This window comes from Bradyrhizobium sp. YCK136 (assembly GCF_044570075.1).
GTDB classification, from domain to species: domain Bacteria; phylum Pseudomonadota; class Alphaproteobacteria; order Rhizobiales; family Xanthobacteraceae; genus Bradyrhizobium; species Bradyrhizobium diazoefficiens.
Genome location: NZ_CP172424.1, coordinates 9,324,373 through 9,339,430, shown reverse-complemented (window position 1 = coordinate 9,339,430; position 15,058 = coordinate 9,324,373). Strand labels below are relative to the sequence as shown.

Sequence of the window (15,058 nt, the reverse complement as noted above, 5' to 3'; positions counted from 1 at the left end):
TAGGTTGGGGGATATTTCGGCGGCCCAGCGGGCCGTCGCGCCAACGCCTTGTTCCGGGCATTTGCGCAAATTTTGGGCAGTCTGGATCAGGTGAAGCCAGCGAGGATCTGGAGCAGCCGCTCCCGGTTCTCCTTGCCGATCTTCGCCTCGACATGGCGCTCGTGCTCGTCGGCGAGCCGCTTGAACTTCGCCAGCGCCGTCTCGCCCTGGGCGGTGAGGTGCAGGGCGTGGGAGCGCCGGTCCGCCTTCGACTTGACCCGTTTCACCAGCTTGCGCTGTTCGAGGCTGTCGAGCAGATGCACCAGCCGGGCGCGCTCGATGCCGAGGCGCTTGGCCACCGCCATCTGCGACAGGCCCGGATTGGCGCCGATTACCGTCAGTACCGAATATTGCGTCGGCCGGATGTCGACATCGCCCAACGTCTTGATGAAGTCCTGAAAGATCCAGATCTGGAAGCGCCGCACCGCGTAGCCGGCGTGTCCGACCAGCGCGTCGAGCCCGATCTCGTCCGCGTCGTTCCGCCGCGCCGCGCCGTAGCCGGCGCGTTTGCGTGGGGAAGTTTGGGCTACGGTGGCTGTCACGTCGCGTCTCCTGCCATGCATCCCTTGTAGCGCCTCGGACGGCCGTACGGAAGATTGTTGTTGACGACAACAATTGTCGTGCCCAACATTATGGCCAAGGCAGAATGGCCAAGGCAGCCCGGAACGAGGCTGCGGCCGATCCCGACATCCGGGCGGAGGAGGAAACACATGACAGCCGCCTTACGCGGTGACGCGTCAAGTCTGTTCGCAGCGCCCAAGACGATCGCCGAGCATCGCGCCGACGGCAGCATCGTGCTGCGCTCGCCGGAGCCGTTGCGCGACAGCGCGCGCTGCATCGGCGACTGGCTGGAGCAATGGGCGCGGCAGACGCCCGATGCGATCTTCCTCGCCGAGCGCGGCAATGCCGAAGCGCCATGGACCACCGTCACCTACGCGCACGCCTTGCGCCAGGTGCGTGGTGCGGCGTCGTGGATCCTGGCGCAAGGCCTCAGCGCCGAACGCCCGCTCGTGATCCTCTCCGATAACAGCATCGACCATGCGCTGCTTGCGCTTGCCGCGCAGCATGTCGGCGTGCCCTCCGCCGCGATCTCACCGGCCTATTCGCTGATGTCCAGGGATTTCGACAAGCTCAAGAGCATGATCGCGCTGCTCGAGCCGGGCGCGATCTACGTCTCCGCGACGAAGCCGTTCGCGGCGGCGCTGGCTGCGATCGAGCCGCTGCACAAGGCGCAGATCATCAGCGGCAACGGCGCTGACGCCGACGCACTCGCCTTCAGCGCCGTTGCGGCAACGCCCGAAATTGTCGACGTCGCAAAAGCCTTTGCCGCGGTGACGCCGGACACGATCGCAAAATTCCTGTTCACGTCAGGCTCGACCGGCACGCCGAAAGCCGTCATCAACACCCAGCGCATGCTGACCTCCAGCCAGCAGGCCAAGGCGCAGACCTGGACCTTCCTCGAACAGGCTGGCAGCGATCTCGTCATTCTCGACTGGCTGCCCTGGAGCCACACCTTCGGCGCCAACCACAATTTCAACCTGGTGCTGCGCAACGGCGGCTCGCTCTATATCGACGGCGGCAAGCCTGCGCCCGGTCTCTTTGCGACGTCGCTCGCGAACCTGAAAAGCGTGATGCCGACGGTCTATTTCAACGTGCCGCGCGGCTTCGACATGCTGATCGCGGCATTGCGCGGTGACGAGGAATTGCGCCGCCGCTTCTTCAGCGAGGTGAAGTTCGCCTTCTATGCGGGCGCAGCGCTGCCGCAGAATCTCTGGGACGCGCTCGAACAGCTCTCCGTCGAAACCATCGGCCGCCCGCTGCCGATGGTCTCGGCCTGGGGCTCGACGGAAACCTCGCCGCTGGCGACCGACTGCCATTTCCTCGCCGAGCGCTCCGGCAATATCGGCGTGCCGATACCCGGTACCGAGCTGAAGCTCGTCACCTCCGGCGACAAGCTCGAAGTGCGCGTGCGCGGCCCCAACGTCACGCCGGGTTACTGGAAGGCGCCCGAGCTGACCAGGCAGGCGTTTGACGACGAGGGCTTTTATCTCATCGGGGATGCGGTGAAGCTTGCTGATAGCGCGCGGCCGGAGCGCGGCCTGTTCTTCGACGGCCGAGTCGCGGAGGACTTCAAGCTCAATTCCGGCACCTGGGTCAGCGTCGGCACGCTGCGGCTCGCCGGCATCGCCGCGCTGGCGCCGCTCGCGCAGGATATCGTCGTCGCCGGTCATGGCGGCGACGAGGTGCGCTTCCTGGTGTTCCCGAACATCCTGGCGTGCCGTGGGCATGCCGGTTTGCCGGAGACGGCCGATGTGAATGATGTGCTGGCACATGACAAGATCAGGGGTGCGATCGCTCAGGGGCTTGCGAAGCTGAAGCAGCAGGGCGCCAATTCCTCCGGCCACGCCACGCGCGCCCTGCTGCTCGCCGAACCGCCATCGGTCGACGGCGGCGAGATCACCGACAAGGGCTACATCAACCAGCGCGCGGTGCTGACGCGACGCGCGGAGGCGGTGGCGCGGCTGAATGACGATGCGGCGGGGGAGTGGATTGGGTGCGTCGGGTGAATTGACGCGGAGGCGGCGCCTCATCGAGGCGATGACGCAACCGCGCAATAGCGCAGTCCTGGTCGTCTCGATGTCATTCCGGGGCGCGCCTCTTGGCGCGAACCCGGAATCCATTTCACCGCAGGGGCTGTTTCACGATGGATTCCGGGTTCGCGGTACGCGCGCCCCGGAATGACGAGCTGAGTGTGAGACAGGCTGCCAATAGGCCAGCCAACCTGCCGCAATATCCTGTCTGATTATTTTGTTGCCTAAGCAACTAATTTGTGCGAACCGTTCCGGACAAGGATGACGGTGGACGAACCGCCGCGCCTGATCTCGGAGGAAACAATGCTCGGCAGGAATGGTGCCGCGGGCAAATGCCGGCGCATGCCTGAAAGCGGCGATGCGGCGCGCTTCACGCGCGGTGCGTCACGTGGTGCTGCTGCCCGTCACCGCGCCGAGATTTTCGTGCAGCCGGCGGAGCAGATCGATCAGCACCTCGCGCTCGTCCTTGCTCAGGCAGGACAGCAGGCGCCGTTCGCGCTCGAACGCCGCGACGATCACCTTGTCATGGGTGGCGCGGCCTCTCGCCGTCAGCGCGATCGAATGGGTGCGGCCGTCATTCGGGTCGGTGCGGATCGACACCAGCCCGCGCTTCTCAAGGCCGGCAAGCGTCCGGCTCACCGGCCCTTTGTCGAAGCCGATGACGTGGCAGATCCGCGAGGCGGGAATACCGGGCTCAATCGCGAGCAGCGACATGATCCGCCATTCCGTGACGTTGACGCCGAACTCGCGCTGGTAGAACGCGGTCGCGCTGTTCGAGAGCTTGTTGGCGATGAAGGTGATGAACGCCGGGACGTAACGATCGAGATCGAGCGTCGGCCCGGTCTCGGCGGGCGCGGGCTTTTGGCGGGCTCTGGTCGAAGACGTCGGCATATCGGGCTTTTGACTCGCGTGGTGCCCGGAGACCTAAGGGCAAGCGCGGCCCTTTCACAAGATCAAAATGAGGGAGGACTTCCATGAGCGCACCCGGCTCCGCCGCATCAGGCGTCCCGCATCTCGACGTCGATCCCTTTGACATGAACTTTTTTGCCGACCCCTATCCCACGCACGAGTTGCTGCGGGAGGCAGGGCCGGTGGTCTATCTCGACAAGTGGAACGTCTTTGGCGTGGCGCGCTATGCCGAGGTCCACGCCGTGCTGAACGATCCCGCGACGTTCTGCTCCAGCCGCGGCGTCGGCCTCTCCGATTTCAAGAAGGAGACGCCGTGGCGGCCGCCGAGCCTGATCCTCGAGGCCGATCCGCCCGCGCACACCCGCACCCGCGCCGTGCTGTCAAAGGTGCTGTCGCCGACCGTGATGAAGCAGGTGCGCGACCGCTTTGCCGCGGCGGCCGAGGAGCGGGTGGACGCGTTGATCGAAAAGCGCAGCTTCGATGCGATCGCCGACCTCGCCGAGGCCTATCCGCTCTCGATCTTCCCGGATGCGCTCGGGCTGAAATCCGAGGGGCGCGAGCATCTGATTCCCTACGCGAGCGTCGTGTTCAACGCGTTCGGGCCGCCCAACCAGCTGCGCCAGGAGGCGATCGCGCGCTCGACGCCACACCAAGCCTATGTCGCCGAGCAATGCCAGCGCGAGAACCTCGCGCCCGGCGGGTTTGGTGCCTGCATTCATGCCCAGGTCGACGAGGGCGCCATCACGGCGACCGAAGCGCCGCTGCTGGTGCGCTCGCTGCTGTCGGCCGGCCTCGACACCACCGTCAACGGCATCGGCGCGGCCGTCTATTGCCTCGCTCGCTTTCCGGAGCAATGGCAGCGCCTGCGCGGCGATCTCTCGCTCGCGCGCAGCGCCTTCGAGGAAGCGGTTCGTTTCGAAAGCCCGGTGCAGACCTTCTTCCGCACCACCACACGTGAGGTCGAACTGTCGGGCGCGACGATCGGCGAAGGTGAGAAGGTGCTGATGTTTCTCGCCGCCGCCAATCGCGATCCGCGCCGCTGGGACAAGCCCGACAGCTACGACATCACCCGCCGCTCGTCCGGCCATGTCGGTTTCGGCTCCGGCATCCACATGTGCGTCGGCCAGCTCGTTGCGCGCCTCGAAGGCGAAGTGATGCTGACGGCGCTGGCGCGGCGCATCGCGAAGATCGAGATCACGGGCGAGCCGAAACGCCGCTTCAACAACACGCTGCGCGGGCTCGACAGCCTGCCGGTCACTATCACCCCGGCCTGACGAGGAGCCTCGATGCCCGCCATTACTTTCATTCGTGCCGACGGCAAGTCCGATCGTGTCGAAACGTCAGCCGACGAAAGCGCCATGCAGGCCGCGACCCGCCATGGCCTCGACGGCATCCTGGCCGAGTGCGGCGGCAATGCCATGTGCGCGACCTGCCACGTCTATGTTGACGAAGCCTGGCTCGCGCGCCTGCCCGCGATGGCAGATGACGAAGACGCGCTGCTCGACGGCACCGCCGCCGAGCGGCTGCCGAACAGCCGGCTGTCCTGCCAGATCATGATCACGCCCGCGCTCGACGGGCTCGTGCTGAGACTGCCGGAACGACAGGTCTGAATTCCAAACGTGCCGGCGACGACCGGCGCGACACACATAAGGGGAGGGAACGATGAAACACCTGAAATGGACGCTCGCGCTGGCCGCAAGCCTCGTGAGCGGCGCGGCAAGCGGCGAAATCTCCGACAACGTCGTGCGCATCGGCGTGCTCAACGACATCTCCGGGATCTTCCAGGACACCAACGGCATGGGCTCGGTCGAGGCCGCGCGCATGGCGGCCGAGGATTTCAACGGCGGGGCTAAGAACATCAAGGTCGAGATCGTCTACGCCGACCACCAGAACAAGGCCGATGTCGGTAATGCGATTGCGCGCAAATGGCTCGATGTCGAGGGCGTCGATGCCATTGTCGACGTGCCGAATTCTGCGGTCGGCCTCTCCATCAACACGCTGCTGCGCGACAGCCGCATGACTTTCCTGGCGTCGTCCACGGCGAGCTCGGATCTCACCGGCAAGGCCTGCTCGCCCAACACCATCCAGTGGGTCAACGACACCTGGGCGACCGGCAACACCACGGCGGCCGCGATGGTGTCGCGCGGCGGCAAGGACTGGTACTTCCTCACGGTCGATTTCGCGCTCGGCAAGGGCATCGAGGCCGAAGCGCAGAAATATATCGAGGCGCACGGCGGCAAGGTGATCGGTTCCTCCAAGCACCCGCTCGGCACGTCTGACTTTGCCTCCTTCCTGTTGCAGGCGCAGAGCTCGAAGGCGCAGGTGATTGGCCTTGCCAATGCCGGCGGCGACACCATCAATGTGGTGAAGCAGGCCGCCGAGTTCGGCATTCAGCAAAGCGGGCAGAAGCTCGTCGCCTTCCTGCTCTTCATCAACGACGTCCACGGCATGGGCATCAAGGTCGCGCAGGGGCTCCAGCTCATGGAAGCCTTCTACTGGGACATGAACGACGACACCCGCGCGTTTGCCAAGCGCTTCGGTGCGCGGCCGGGGATGAACGGCAAGATGCCGAGCGGCAACCAAGCCGGCGTCTATGCCTCCACGCTCGCCTATCTCAACGCGGTTGCCGCAACCGGCAGCGACAACGCCAAGGACGCCGTGCCCGAGATGAAGAAGTTCAGGGGCAAGGACAAACTGTTCGGCGACACCGCCATGCGCCAGGACGGCCGCGTCGTGCATCCCATGTATCTGTTCGAGGTGAAGAAGCCGGAGGAGTCAAAATACCCTTACGACTACTACAAGCTGGTCTCGACGATTCCGGCGGAGCAGGCGTTTCGCCCGCTGGCGGAGGGCGGGTGCGAGTTGGTGAAGTAATTGCTCTTTGCCTCTCCCCGCTTGCGGGGAGACGCCGGATTGCATCGAAGATGCAATCCGGGTGAGGGGGTGCTTCCGCGAGTCACATGTCCGCGGGAACGACGATCTTTCAACGCGTCATTGCGAGCGCAGCGAAGCAACCCAGAATTCCTCCGCGGGAAGACCCTGGATTGCTTCGCGGCGCTCGCAACGACGGTGGGGGAGCATCGAAGGATTCGACTCCTACTGTCCCCGCGGAGACTCCCCCTCACCCCGACCCTCTCCCCGCAAGCGGGGAGAGGGAGAAGCCGTCACCCCACCACCTTGCTCGATCCCTGCGTGATCAGCCTCGCCGCGCGCTGATCTCGCGCGTAGATCCAGAGCCAGCTCAGGGCGACGCTGAGGCGGTGGCGGAGGCCGATCAGGAAGTAGATGTGGGCGATGCCCCAGATCCACCACGCGATGGTGCCGCGCAGCTTGATGCGGCCGAAATCGATCACCGCGAGGCGCTTGCCGATCTGCGCGAGGCTGCCAGAGTGCTTGTAGCGGAACGCTCCCTTCGTCTCTCCGCGCAGGCGCGCCTTGACGGTCTCGGCGACGTGCCGCCCCTGCTGTTTGGCGGCGGGCGCGATTCCGGGCACCGGCTTGCCCTCCCAGGCACTGATCGTCACGGTGTCGCCGATGGCAAAGATCTCGGGATGGCCGGGGATCGTCAGGTCGGCCTCGACCTGCACACGGCCGGCGCGATCGGCCGGCACGCCCAGCCATTCGGCGGCGGGCGAGGCGCGCACGCCCGCGGCCCAGATCTTGGTCTTCGCGTCCAGGCGCGTGCCGCCATAGACCACGCCGTCGCGGTCGATCTCGGTGACGGGCTGGCCGAGCACGACCTCGACGCCGATCTTCTCCAGCGACGCTTGTGCATAGGCCGAGAGCTCGTCGGCGAAGCCTGCGAGCACGCGCGGCCCCGCCTCGATCAGCACCACGCGCGCCTTGGTCGTATCGATGTTGCGGAAATCTTCCGGCAGGGTGTGATGCGCCATTTCGGCGATGGTGCCGGCGAGCTCGACGCCGGTGGGGCCGGCGCCGACGATGACGAAGGTCAGCCGCGCCGCGCGCTTGGCCGGATCGGTCTCGCGCTCGGCGCGCTCGAACGCCACCAGGATATGCCGGCGCAGCGTGGTCGCGTCCTCCAGCGTCTTCAGGCCGGGCGCGAACTGCTCCCATTCGTCATGGCCGAAATAGGCGTGACGCGCACCGGTGGCGAGCACCAGCGTGTCGTAGGGCACCTCGCTGCCGTCGTCGATCAGCACGTAGCGCCTGTTAGCATCGACGCCGCTGACCGTCGCGAACAGCGTCGTCACCTCGCGCCGGTCGCGCATGAGATGGCGGACCGGCCAGGCGATCTCGCTGGTCGCAAGCGATGCGGTCGCGACCTGGTAGAGCAGCGGCTGGAACAGATGATGGTTGCGGCGGTCGATCAGCGTGATGTCGACCGGGGCGCCCGCCAGCCGGTAGGTCGCCTCCAGCCCGCCGAAGCCGGCGCCGACGATGACGACACGATGGGGTGTGGTGGTCATGATGCGCCCTCGACTCTTGCTGCTTCTCCGCTTCATTTAAGTGCGGAAAGTGACCCGCGGTCCAATAGCCGTCATCAATCGCGGAATAGGCTGGGCGTATCGTCGTGCCGCGAAAAAGCGCCGCAGCCTCCGGACCGGCCTCAGGCCGGCCTCGGCCGAAGTGAGTAGAATTATATTTCTTGCCATCGCCGATGGGGGCGAAATATGGTGCAGGGACGGGTGCTGAGCCATTGGCGGCTCGACAGATTTTGCGTTCAATAGAGACAGGCCCGGGGCGGCGATCACCCCGTTTCCGGGATCAATAATAAGGAGGGGAGTGGTTATGAGGACGGCATTCTGGCTGGCGGGCGCAGCGGCGCTGGTGCTGGCAAATCCGGCATTCGCCGGCGACACCATCAAGATCGGTTTCGTCTCGACCTTCAGCGGCCCGACCGCCGTGATCGGCAATGACATGCGCAACTCGTTCGAGCTGGCGCTGGATCATCTCGGCCGCAAGATGGACGGCAAGCCGGTCGAGGTGATCTACGAGGACGACGGCCAGAAGCCCGATGTCGGCAAGCAGAAGACCGAGAAGCTGGTGCAGTCCGACAAGGTCGATTTCATCGTCGGCTATATCTGGTCGAACGTGCTGCTGGCTTCCTTGAAGACCGCGGTGGACTCGCAGACCTTCCTGATCTCGGCCAATGCCGGCCCGTCGCAGCTCGCCGGCGAGCTCTGCTCACCTTACGTGTTCTCCACCTCCTGGCAGAACGACCAGACGCCGCAGGCCATGGGCCTCTACATGAACCAGAAGGGCGTCAAGAGCGTCTTCCTGATCGGGCCGAACTACGCGGCCGGCAAGGACATGCTCGCGGGCCTCAAGAACACCTTCAAGGGTGAGATCAAGGGCGAAGAATACACGGTCTGGCCGAGCCAGCTCGACTTCTCCGCCGAGCTCTCCAAGGCCCGCGCTTCCGGCGCCGAGTCGATCTTCGTGTTCTACCCCGGTGCCGCCGGCGTGCAGTTCCTCAATCAATATACCCAGGCCGGCCTGAAGAGCACGATGCCGCTCTACACCGCCTTTACCGTCGACGAGCTGTCGTTGCCGCTCCAGAAGGAGAACGCGTTAGGGGTTCCCGGCGCGCAGCAGTGGGTGAACGACCTGCCCAACGAGCAGAACAAGCGCTTCGTTGCCGACTACCGCAAGAAGTACCCCAATCTGCGTCCGACCTATTACGGCGCCCAGACCTACGACGCCGCCCAGCTCATCAACAGCGCCGTCGTCGCGGTGAAGGGCGACACCAGCAAGAAGGACGCGATGAAGGCCGAGATGGAGAAGGCCAACTTCAAGTCGCTGCGCGGTGCGTTCAAGTACGGCAACAACCACATCCCGGTGCAGAGCTTCTATCTCCAGGACGTGGTCAAGGACGCCGATGGCCAGCTCGCGCTGAAGACGGTCGCCACCATCGTCGAGAACGACCAGGATCGCTTCCATCAGAAGTGCGCGATGAAGTGAGCTGGTTGGGCGAGCTCTCTCCTCTCCCTCTCCCCGCTCTTACGGGGAGAGGGGCGGGGTGAGCGGCTGTCTCCGCGAGGACGGAGCGAGTCGAATTCCTCGAAATTCCCCACATCGTCATTGCGAGCGCAGCCAGAGCCTTTCCGCGGAGGGATTCTGGATTGCTTCGCTGCGCTGGCAATGACGTATTGAGAGAGTGGTGCCCCCGATTGTCATGTCTCTCGCGGAGACTCCCCCTCACCCGGAATTCAAGCTGCGCGCGAATTCCGGCCTCTCCCCGCGAGCGGGGAGAGGCGAAGAGCTACACCCGCGGCATGCTCGCGGGCCGCACTTCGCGTGATTGCGCCGCGAGCCTGATCCCGGCATTGGCCGCGCCGAAGCCCTGATAATCCCTTCGTTCGACGATCTCAAAGAAGAAGCGCTCGTCGAAGATGTGGGTGTAGACCTGGAAGAACTCACCGTCGCCCTCGCGGTCGTAGAGGATGTGGTTGGCGCGTAGCTGCGCCATCAGGTCGGGCGCGAGGTCGTATTTGGCTTCGATGTCGTCGTAGTAATTGTCGGGAATATCCAGAAAGCCCGCGCCGCGGGCGCGCATCGCTGCGACCGCTGCAAAGATGTCCCGGCATGCAAACGCGACGTGCTGCACGCCCGAGCCGAAGAACTCCGAGATGAAGCGGGCCGGCAGGGTGCGGTTGGCGGAGGAGCCGTTGAGCACGAAACGCAGGCTCTGGTCGCCGTTGATGATGGCCTGGCTCTGCACGAGGCCCCTGGGATCGGCGATCTCCATCTGCGGCAGGCGCTTGAGGTCGAGGATGCCGGTGTAGAACAGCAGCCAGGACAGCATCTCGTCATAGGGCATCGACTGCGCGATGTGGTCGACGGCGAGCAGCGCGTCCGCGCTCGCCTCGCTCGCAACCGGTTCGAAATCGGTGTCCCAGTTCTTGCCGGCCTGATCGAGGAAATAAAGCAGGCTGCCGCCGACGCCGTGGATCGCGGGAATCTCCAGCTCGCCCGGCCCGACCGGCTGATAGTAGGTGCGCGCCTTCAATGCCTCGGCGCGCTGCATGGCAAGGCCCGCATTGTCGACGTCGAGCGCGATGGCGCAGACGCCGGGGCCGTGCGTGACGTAGTGCGAATGCGCAAAGCCGTCGGTCTCGCAATTGATGACGAGCTCGACCTTGCCCTGCGACCAGCGCTCCACCGCCTTGCTGCGATGCTCGCCGGTCTTGCGGAATCCGAGCTGCGACAACAGGCGGGCGAGTTCGCCGGCCTTGGTCTCGTTGACGGCGAACTCGATGAAGCCGGTGCCGTGACTTTTGGCCTTCGGCGCCAGTGGCTCGCTGACGAGCTTCGGCCAATCCGGTGCAAGCTGGTCCTCCAGCAGGATCAGCGAGCGCAGGCCGTCGATGGCGGTCTGCGCGGCCGAGCCGGCGCGGAACTGGTCGTTGAAAATCTCCAGCGACAGCGGTCCGGCATAGCCGGTCGCCGCGACCGCCGCCATGAATTCGCCGACCGGCAGATCGCCCTGGCCGGGGAACGAGCGGAAGTGCCGGCTCCAGGACAAGATGTCGAGCTCGAGCTTTGGTGCGTCGGCGAGCTGCACCAGAAAGATCTTGTCGCCGGGGATCGAGGCCATAGCGCGGACCGGAAAGCCCGGAGCGAGTGCATGAAAACTGTCGAGGATGACGCCGATCGCGGGATGATCGGCGCGCCGCACGATCTCCCAGGCATCGCGGTAGTCGTTGACATGCCGTCCCCAGGCCAGCGCCTCGTAGCCGACGCGCAAGCCCCGCTTGGCCGCGCGATCGCCGAGCTCGCGAAAATCGTCCGCGGCACGGTCGATGCCGCCGAGCGAGCTGGGGGAGACGTTGGAGCAGATCAGCAGCAGGTCGGTGCCGAGCTCCTGCATCAAGTCGAACTTGCGTTCGGCGCGGGCAAAGTTGCGCGCGCGCTGCGGCTCCGGCATGCCCTCGAAATCGCGGAACGGCTGGAACGCGCAGATCTTGAGGTTGAGATCGCGGCAGAGCTTTGCGATGTCGCGCGGGCCCGCGCCGAACGACAGCAGGTCGTTCTCGAATATCTCGACCTCGTCGAAGCCGGCGGCTGCGATGGCGCGCAGCTTTTCGTCCAGCGCCCCCGAGAGAGAGACGGTCGCGATCGAGCGCTTGTTCATGCTGCTGTCTCCTCCATGGCTCCCCCGAGGAAGAGCTGGCCGATGCGGGGATCGTTCAGGATGCGCTTCGCGCCGTCGACCATGCGGGTCTGGCCGAGCTCGAGCACGATGCCGATATCGGAGATCTCCAGCGCCGAGCGCGCGTTCTGTTCGATCATCAGGATAGTGACGCCGCGGTCGCGCAGGTTCTTGAGGATGTCGAAGGTCTGCTGCACCATCAGCGGCGACAGACCGATCGAGGGCTCGTCGATCAGCACGAGCTTCGGCTCGAGCAGCAGCGAGCGGGCGATCTCGAGCTGCTTCTGCTCGCCGCCCGAGAGCGTCGAGGCCTGCTGTGCCGACTTGCGCCGGAGCGCCGGAAACAGGTCGAGTGCCGCCTCGATCCGCTTGGGCAGGTCGAGACCCTTCCCGGCGGCGACGCCGCCGAGTTCGATGTTGTGGCGCACCGACAGCTCGGGGAAGATGTTGCGGCCCTGCGGAACGTAGCAGATACCGGCATTGAGCAGCGCGCGCTGGCTTAAGTTCGTGACGTCGCGACCGGCAAAACTGACCTTGCCCTCGCGCAGCTTGAGCAGGCCGAAGATCGCCTTGAACACGGTCGACTTACCGGCGCCGTTGGGGCCGATGATGGTGGTGATGGTGGCCTGCGGAACGGAAAACGTCGTGCCGTTCAGGATCGTCATCTTGCCGTAGCCGCCGACGAGATTGTGAACCGAGAGGATCGGGTCGCTCATGGCTCGTGCCCTCAATGTCCCAGATAAGCTTCGATCACGGCCGGGTTCTTGCGGACCTCGTCCGGCCGTCCCATCGCCAGCACCTTGCCTTCGGCCATCACCATCACGCGCGAGCACAGCGACATCACGAACTCCATGTTGTGCTCGATCACGACGAAGGTCGCGTTCTTCTGGCGGTTGATCGCGACCAGCCGGTCCTTCAGGTCCGCTAGCATCGACGGGTTGACGCCGCCGGCGGGCTCGTCGAGCAGCACGAGGCGCGGTCCGCCCATGAAAGCCATGGCGGCATCGAGCAGCTTCTGCTGGCCGTAGGACAGACCGCCGGCAGGTTCAGCCGCGAGATGGTCGAGCTTGAAGAAGCCGATCATCTGGTTGGCGGCCTCCGTCAGCCCGGCATCGGAGCGGCCGACCAGGCGCGAGGCCATGTTGCCCTGGTGCTCCTGTCCCGCGAGGATCAAATTCTCGCGCACCGACAGTTTTGGAAACACCTGCAAGAGCTGGAAGGTGCGGCTGACACCGAGCTTGTTGAGCTCGGAGGGGCGCAGCCCCGTGACGACCTTGCCGTCGAGCTTCACTTCGCCGCCTGATGGCGTGAGCTGGCCAAGAATGCAGTTGAACAGGGTCGACTTGCCGCAGCCGTTCGGCCCGATCAGGCCGAGGATCTCGCCTTCGCGGACGTCGAAGCTGACGTCGGCGACCGCGCTGATGCCGCCAAAATTCTTCTTGATGTTGGTGACTTCGAGGACCGCACTCATTGCACCGTCTCCAGCCGGGATTTTGCCACGGCGCGCAGCGCAGAAGCCGCCTTGGTGCGGCGCTCGGCGAGATAACGGTCGAGGATTCCCAAGATGCCGGTCGGCGACCAGATCAGCAGCAGCATCACCGCGATCGCATAGAGCATCAGGTAATACCCTTCCGTGAAGCGCAGCCATTCCGGCAGCAGCACCGCGATCATCGCGCCCAGGAAGGGACCGAAATAGAAGCCGGCGCCGCCGACGATCACCATCATCAGGAGATCGAGCGAGAGCGACAGGTTGAACGGCACCGGATCGATATATTGCGTCAGCGGCGCGTAGAGCGCGCCGGCAACGCCGCCAAGCGCCGAGCCGATCGCAAACGCCATCAGCGTGTAGCGCCTTGTGTCGATGCCGAGCGATTGCGCGCGCAGCGGGTTTTCGCGCAGCGCCATGAAGGCGCGGCCCCAGGGCGAGCGGATCAGCCACCACACCGCGAGCGAGACGATCGCGAGCGAGCCGAGGCAGACATAGTAGAAGGGCAGCGGCTTGTTGGTCGCGATTCCGAAGAAATGCGGGCGCGGAATGTTGGAGATGCCGTAGATGCCGCCCGTCAGCCAGCTCTCGTTGCGGAACACCAGAAAGGCCAATGTCGAGAAGGCGAGCGTGACGAAAGCGAGGTAGTGGTGCTGCACGCGCAGCGCGGGATAGCCGAGCACCCAGCCGACGCCGAAGCTCAAGACGATCGCAACCAGGATCGCGACCGGCAGCGGCCAGCCATGGGTGGTCATGATCGCCGCCGCATAGGCGCCGATGCCGACGAAGGCGCCCTGGGCAAGCGAGACCTGGCCGGCATAGCCGAGCGTGAGGTTGAGGCCCATCGCGGCGATGGTCATCACCGCCCACTGGCTCAGGATGAACAGGCCGTAGCGGTTGAAGTTCATGGGGACGATGATCAGGCCGGCGATGACGATGAGGCCGAGCGCGATCTTCAGGGGTTTGCCAAAGCTGCTCATACCGTGCGCTCCTCGGCGCGGCCGAGCAGTCCTTGCGGCCGGAACAGGATGACGACGATCAGGAAGATCAGCGGCACGGCCGCGCGGTATTGCGTCGAGACGTAGCTTGCCGCGAGATTGTCGAGCACGCCGATCAACAGGCCGCCCGCGATCGCGCCGCGCACCTGGTTGAAGCCGCCGACGATCGCCGCGATGAAGGCGGCCTGGCCCAGCACCTCGCCGGACGAGAATTTTGCCAGATAGATTGGCGTGATCAGCAGCGAGGCCAGCGCGACCAGGAAGGCGTTGATCAGGAAGGTCAACAGGATCATGCGCTCCACGGGCACGCCGATGATGCGCGCCACCGTCGGGTTCTGCGCCGCCGCCTGCATCTGGTGGCCGAGCGAGGTGCGGTTGAGGAGCGAGGTCAGGCCGAAGACTGCAAGAATGGCGACGACGAGGACGCCGATGCTTTGCAGCGAGACGGCGTGGCCGAGGATGGAGATATCGCCGGTCGGCACGATCGAGGGGAAGGGCGAGGCCTCCGCGCTGAAGAACTGCTTCACCGATTCCTTGATGCCGATCGCCAGCGCCATGGTCGCGATCGCCAGCGGCAGCACGCCATGGCGCATCATCGGATCGACCAGCAGCATCTTGAAGGCGAGGCCGAGCAGGATCATCGAGAGCAAGATGCCGAGGATGATCGCGAGCCAGAACGGCGCGCCGGCATGCATCGTCACGAGCATCAGGAACGCCGGCAGCATCACGAACTCGCCCTGCGCGAAATTGATGGTCTGCGAGGTCTGCCACAGCAGCGTGAAGCCGACCGCGACCAGTGCATAGATGGCGCCGGTGGCAAGTCCTGCGACCAGAAGATCGAACAGATTGGACATTTTCCCCTCTCTCCTCTCCCTCTCCCCGCTTGCGGGGAGAGGGTCGGGGTGAGGGGGAGTCTCCG

General features: G+C 65.1%; 13 protein-coding genes. 5 read left to right on the top strand and 8 right to left on the bottom strand.

The window, feature by feature from the left end:
• Window positions 1-86: 86 nt before the first annotated feature.
• Window positions 87-602, bottom strand: coding sequence for a MarR family winged helix-turn-helix transcriptional regulator (locus ACFLEY_RS45270; RefSeq protein ID WP_082755660.1), 516 nt, complete (start codon window positions 600-602; stop codon window positions 87-89).
• Window positions 603-749: 147 nt separating this feature from the next.
• Here ACFLEY_RS45270 and ACFLEY_RS45265 point away from each other — a divergent pair, with 147 nt between their 5' ends.
• Window positions 750-2,606 carry a feruloyl-CoA synthase gene (locus ACFLEY_RS45265; RefSeq protein ID WP_060909428.1) on the top strand — a complete coding sequence of 619 codons (1,857 nt, stop codon included), beginning with the start codon at window positions 750-752 and terminating at the stop codon, window positions 2,604-2,606.
• Between the two features lie 408 nt (window positions 2,607-3,014).
• Here the strand turns inward: ACFLEY_RS45265 and ACFLEY_RS45260 are convergent, their stop codons facing one another.
• Window positions 3,015-3,521, bottom strand: coding sequence for a MarR family winged helix-turn-helix transcriptional regulator (locus ACFLEY_RS45260; protein WP_060909427.1), 507 nt, complete (start codon window positions 3,519-3,521; stop codon window positions 3,015-3,017).
• 83 nt (window positions 3,522-3,604) lie between these two features.
• Here ACFLEY_RS45260 and ACFLEY_RS45255 point away from each other — a divergent pair, with 83 nt between their 5' ends.
• From ACFLEY_RS45255 to ACFLEY_RS45245, 3 genes are read left to right on the top strand one after another with little or no spacing between them, the layout of a single operon-like run.
• Window positions 3,605-4,813 (top strand): cytochrome P450, encoded by a 1,209-nt coding sequence (locus ACFLEY_RS45255; RefSeq protein WP_060909426.1) that lies wholly within the window; start codon window positions 3,605-3,607, stop codon window positions 4,811-4,813.
• Between the two features lie 12 nt (window positions 4,814-4,825).
• A complete protein-coding gene (locus ACFLEY_RS45250) occupies window positions 4,826-5,149 on the top strand; it encodes a 2Fe-2S iron-sulfur cluster-binding protein (protein ID WP_028172706.1) in 324 nt (107 codons plus the stop codon).
• Between the two features lie 52 nt (window positions 5,150-5,201).
• Complete coding sequence (locus tag ACFLEY_RS45245) at window positions 5,202-6,413, top strand: ABC transporter substrate-binding protein (RefSeq protein WP_060909425.1); 1,212 nt, start codon at window positions 5,202-5,204, stop codon at window positions 6,411-6,413.
• A 290-nt stretch (window positions 6,414-6,703) separates the two neighbouring features.
• Here the strand turns inward: ACFLEY_RS45245 and ACFLEY_RS45240 are convergent, their stop codons facing one another.
• Window positions 6,704-7,969 carry an NAD(P)/FAD-dependent oxidoreductase gene (locus ACFLEY_RS45240; RefSeq protein ID WP_060909424.1) on the bottom strand — a complete coding sequence of 422 codons (1,266 nt, stop codon included), beginning with the start codon at window positions 7,967-7,969 and terminating at the stop codon, window positions 6,704-6,706.
• A gap of 322 nt (window positions 7,970-8,291) precedes the next feature.
• On the opposite strand from ACFLEY_RS45240, the gene ACFLEY_RS45235 reads away from it, so the two are divergent.
• A complete protein-coding gene (locus ACFLEY_RS45235; RefSeq protein WP_028172709.1) occupies window positions 8,292-9,464 on the top strand; it encodes an ABC transporter substrate-binding protein in 1,173 nt (390 codons plus the stop codon).
• 301 nt (window positions 9,465-9,765) lie between these two features.
• Here the strand turns inward: ACFLEY_RS45235 and ACFLEY_RS45230 are convergent, their stop codons facing one another.
• From ACFLEY_RS45230 to ACFLEY_RS45210, 5 genes are read right to left on the bottom strand one after another with little or no spacing between them, the layout of a single operon-like run.
• Window positions 9,766-11,637: a bifunctional sugar phosphate isomerase/epimerase/4-hydroxyphenylpyruvate dioxygenase family protein gene (locus ACFLEY_RS45230; RefSeq protein WP_060909423.1), complete on the bottom strand. Its 1,872-nt coding sequence runs from the start codon at window positions 11,635-11,637 to the stop codon at window positions 9,766-9,768.
• A complete protein-coding gene (locus ACFLEY_RS45225; protein WP_060909422.1) occupies window positions 11,634-12,371 on the bottom strand; it encodes an ABC transporter ATP-binding protein in 738 nt (245 codons plus the stop codon). Before ACFLEY_RS45225 ends, ACFLEY_RS45230 begins: the two co-directional genes overlap by 4 nt.
• 11 nt (window positions 12,372-12,382) lie before the next feature.
• Window positions 12,383-13,126: an ABC transporter ATP-binding protein gene (locus ACFLEY_RS45220; protein ID WP_011083875.1), complete on the bottom strand. Its 744-nt coding sequence runs from the start codon at window positions 13,124-13,126 to the stop codon at window positions 12,383-12,385.
• On the bottom strand, window positions 13,123-14,121 hold the full coding sequence (locus ACFLEY_RS45215; RefSeq protein WP_011083876.1) for a branched-chain amino acid ABC transporter permease: 999 nt from the start codon (window positions 14,119-14,121) through the stop codon (window positions 13,123-13,125). The genes ACFLEY_RS45220 and ACFLEY_RS45215 overlap by 4 nt, the downstream gene beginning before the upstream one ends.
• Window positions 14,118-14,993 carry a branched-chain amino acid ABC transporter permease gene (locus ACFLEY_RS45210; protein WP_211433538.1) on the bottom strand — a complete coding sequence of 292 codons (876 nt, stop codon included), beginning with the start codon at window positions 14,991-14,993 and terminating at the stop codon, window positions 14,118-14,120. The genes ACFLEY_RS45215 and ACFLEY_RS45210 overlap by 4 nt, the downstream gene beginning before the upstream one ends.
• Between the last annotated feature and the right edge of the window lie 65 nt (window positions 14,994-15,058).

Coding starts and splice junctions, on each gene's coding strand:
- ACFLEY_RS45270 (WP_082755660.1), bottom strand. CDS start 602: ATGCATGGCAGGAGACGCGACGTGACAGCCACCGTAGCCCAAACTTCC.
- ACFLEY_RS45265 (WP_060909428.1), top strand. CDS start 750: ATGACAGCCGCCTTACGCGGTGACGCGTCAAGTCTGTTCGCAGCGCCC.
- ACFLEY_RS45260 (WP_060909427.1), bottom strand. CDS start 3,521: ATGCCGACGTCTTCGACCAGAGCCCGCCAAAAGCCCGCGCCCGCCGAG.
- ACFLEY_RS45255 (WP_060909426.1), top strand. CDS start 3,605: ATGAGCGCACCCGGCTCCGCCGCATCAGGCGTCCCGCATCTCGACGTC.
- ACFLEY_RS45250 (WP_028172706.1), top strand. CDS start 4,826: ATGCCCGCCATTACTTTCATTCGTGCCGACGGCAAGTCCGATCGTGTC.
- ACFLEY_RS45245 (WP_060909425.1), top strand. CDS start 5,202: ATGAAACACCTGAAATGGACGCTCGCGCTGGCCGCAAGCCTCGTGAGC.
- ACFLEY_RS45240 (WP_060909424.1), bottom strand. CDS start 7,969: ATGACCACCACACCCCATCGTGTCGTCATCGTCGGCGCCGGCTTCGGC.
- ACFLEY_RS45235 (WP_028172709.1), top strand. CDS start 8,292: ATGAGGACGGCATTCTGGCTGGCGGGCGCAGCGGCGCTGGTGCTGGCA.
- ACFLEY_RS45230 (WP_060909423.1), bottom strand. CDS start 11,637: ATGAACAAGCGCTCGATCGCGACCGTCTCTCTCTCGGGGGCGCTGGAC.
- ACFLEY_RS45225 (WP_060909422.1), bottom strand. CDS start 12,371: ATGAGCGACCCGATCCTCTCGGTTCACAATCTCGTCGGCGGCTACGGC.
- ACFLEY_RS45220 (WP_011083875.1), bottom strand. CDS start 13,126: ATGAGTGCGGTCCTCGAAGTCACCAACATCAAGAAGAATTTTGGCGGC.
- ACFLEY_RS45215 (WP_011083876.1), bottom strand. CDS start 14,121: ATGAGCAGCTTTGGCAAACCCCTGAAGATCGCGCTCGGCCTCATCGTC.
- ACFLEY_RS45210 (WP_211433538.1), bottom strand. CDS start 14,993: ATGTCCAATCTGTTCGATCTTCTGGTCGCAGGACTTGCCACCGGCGCC.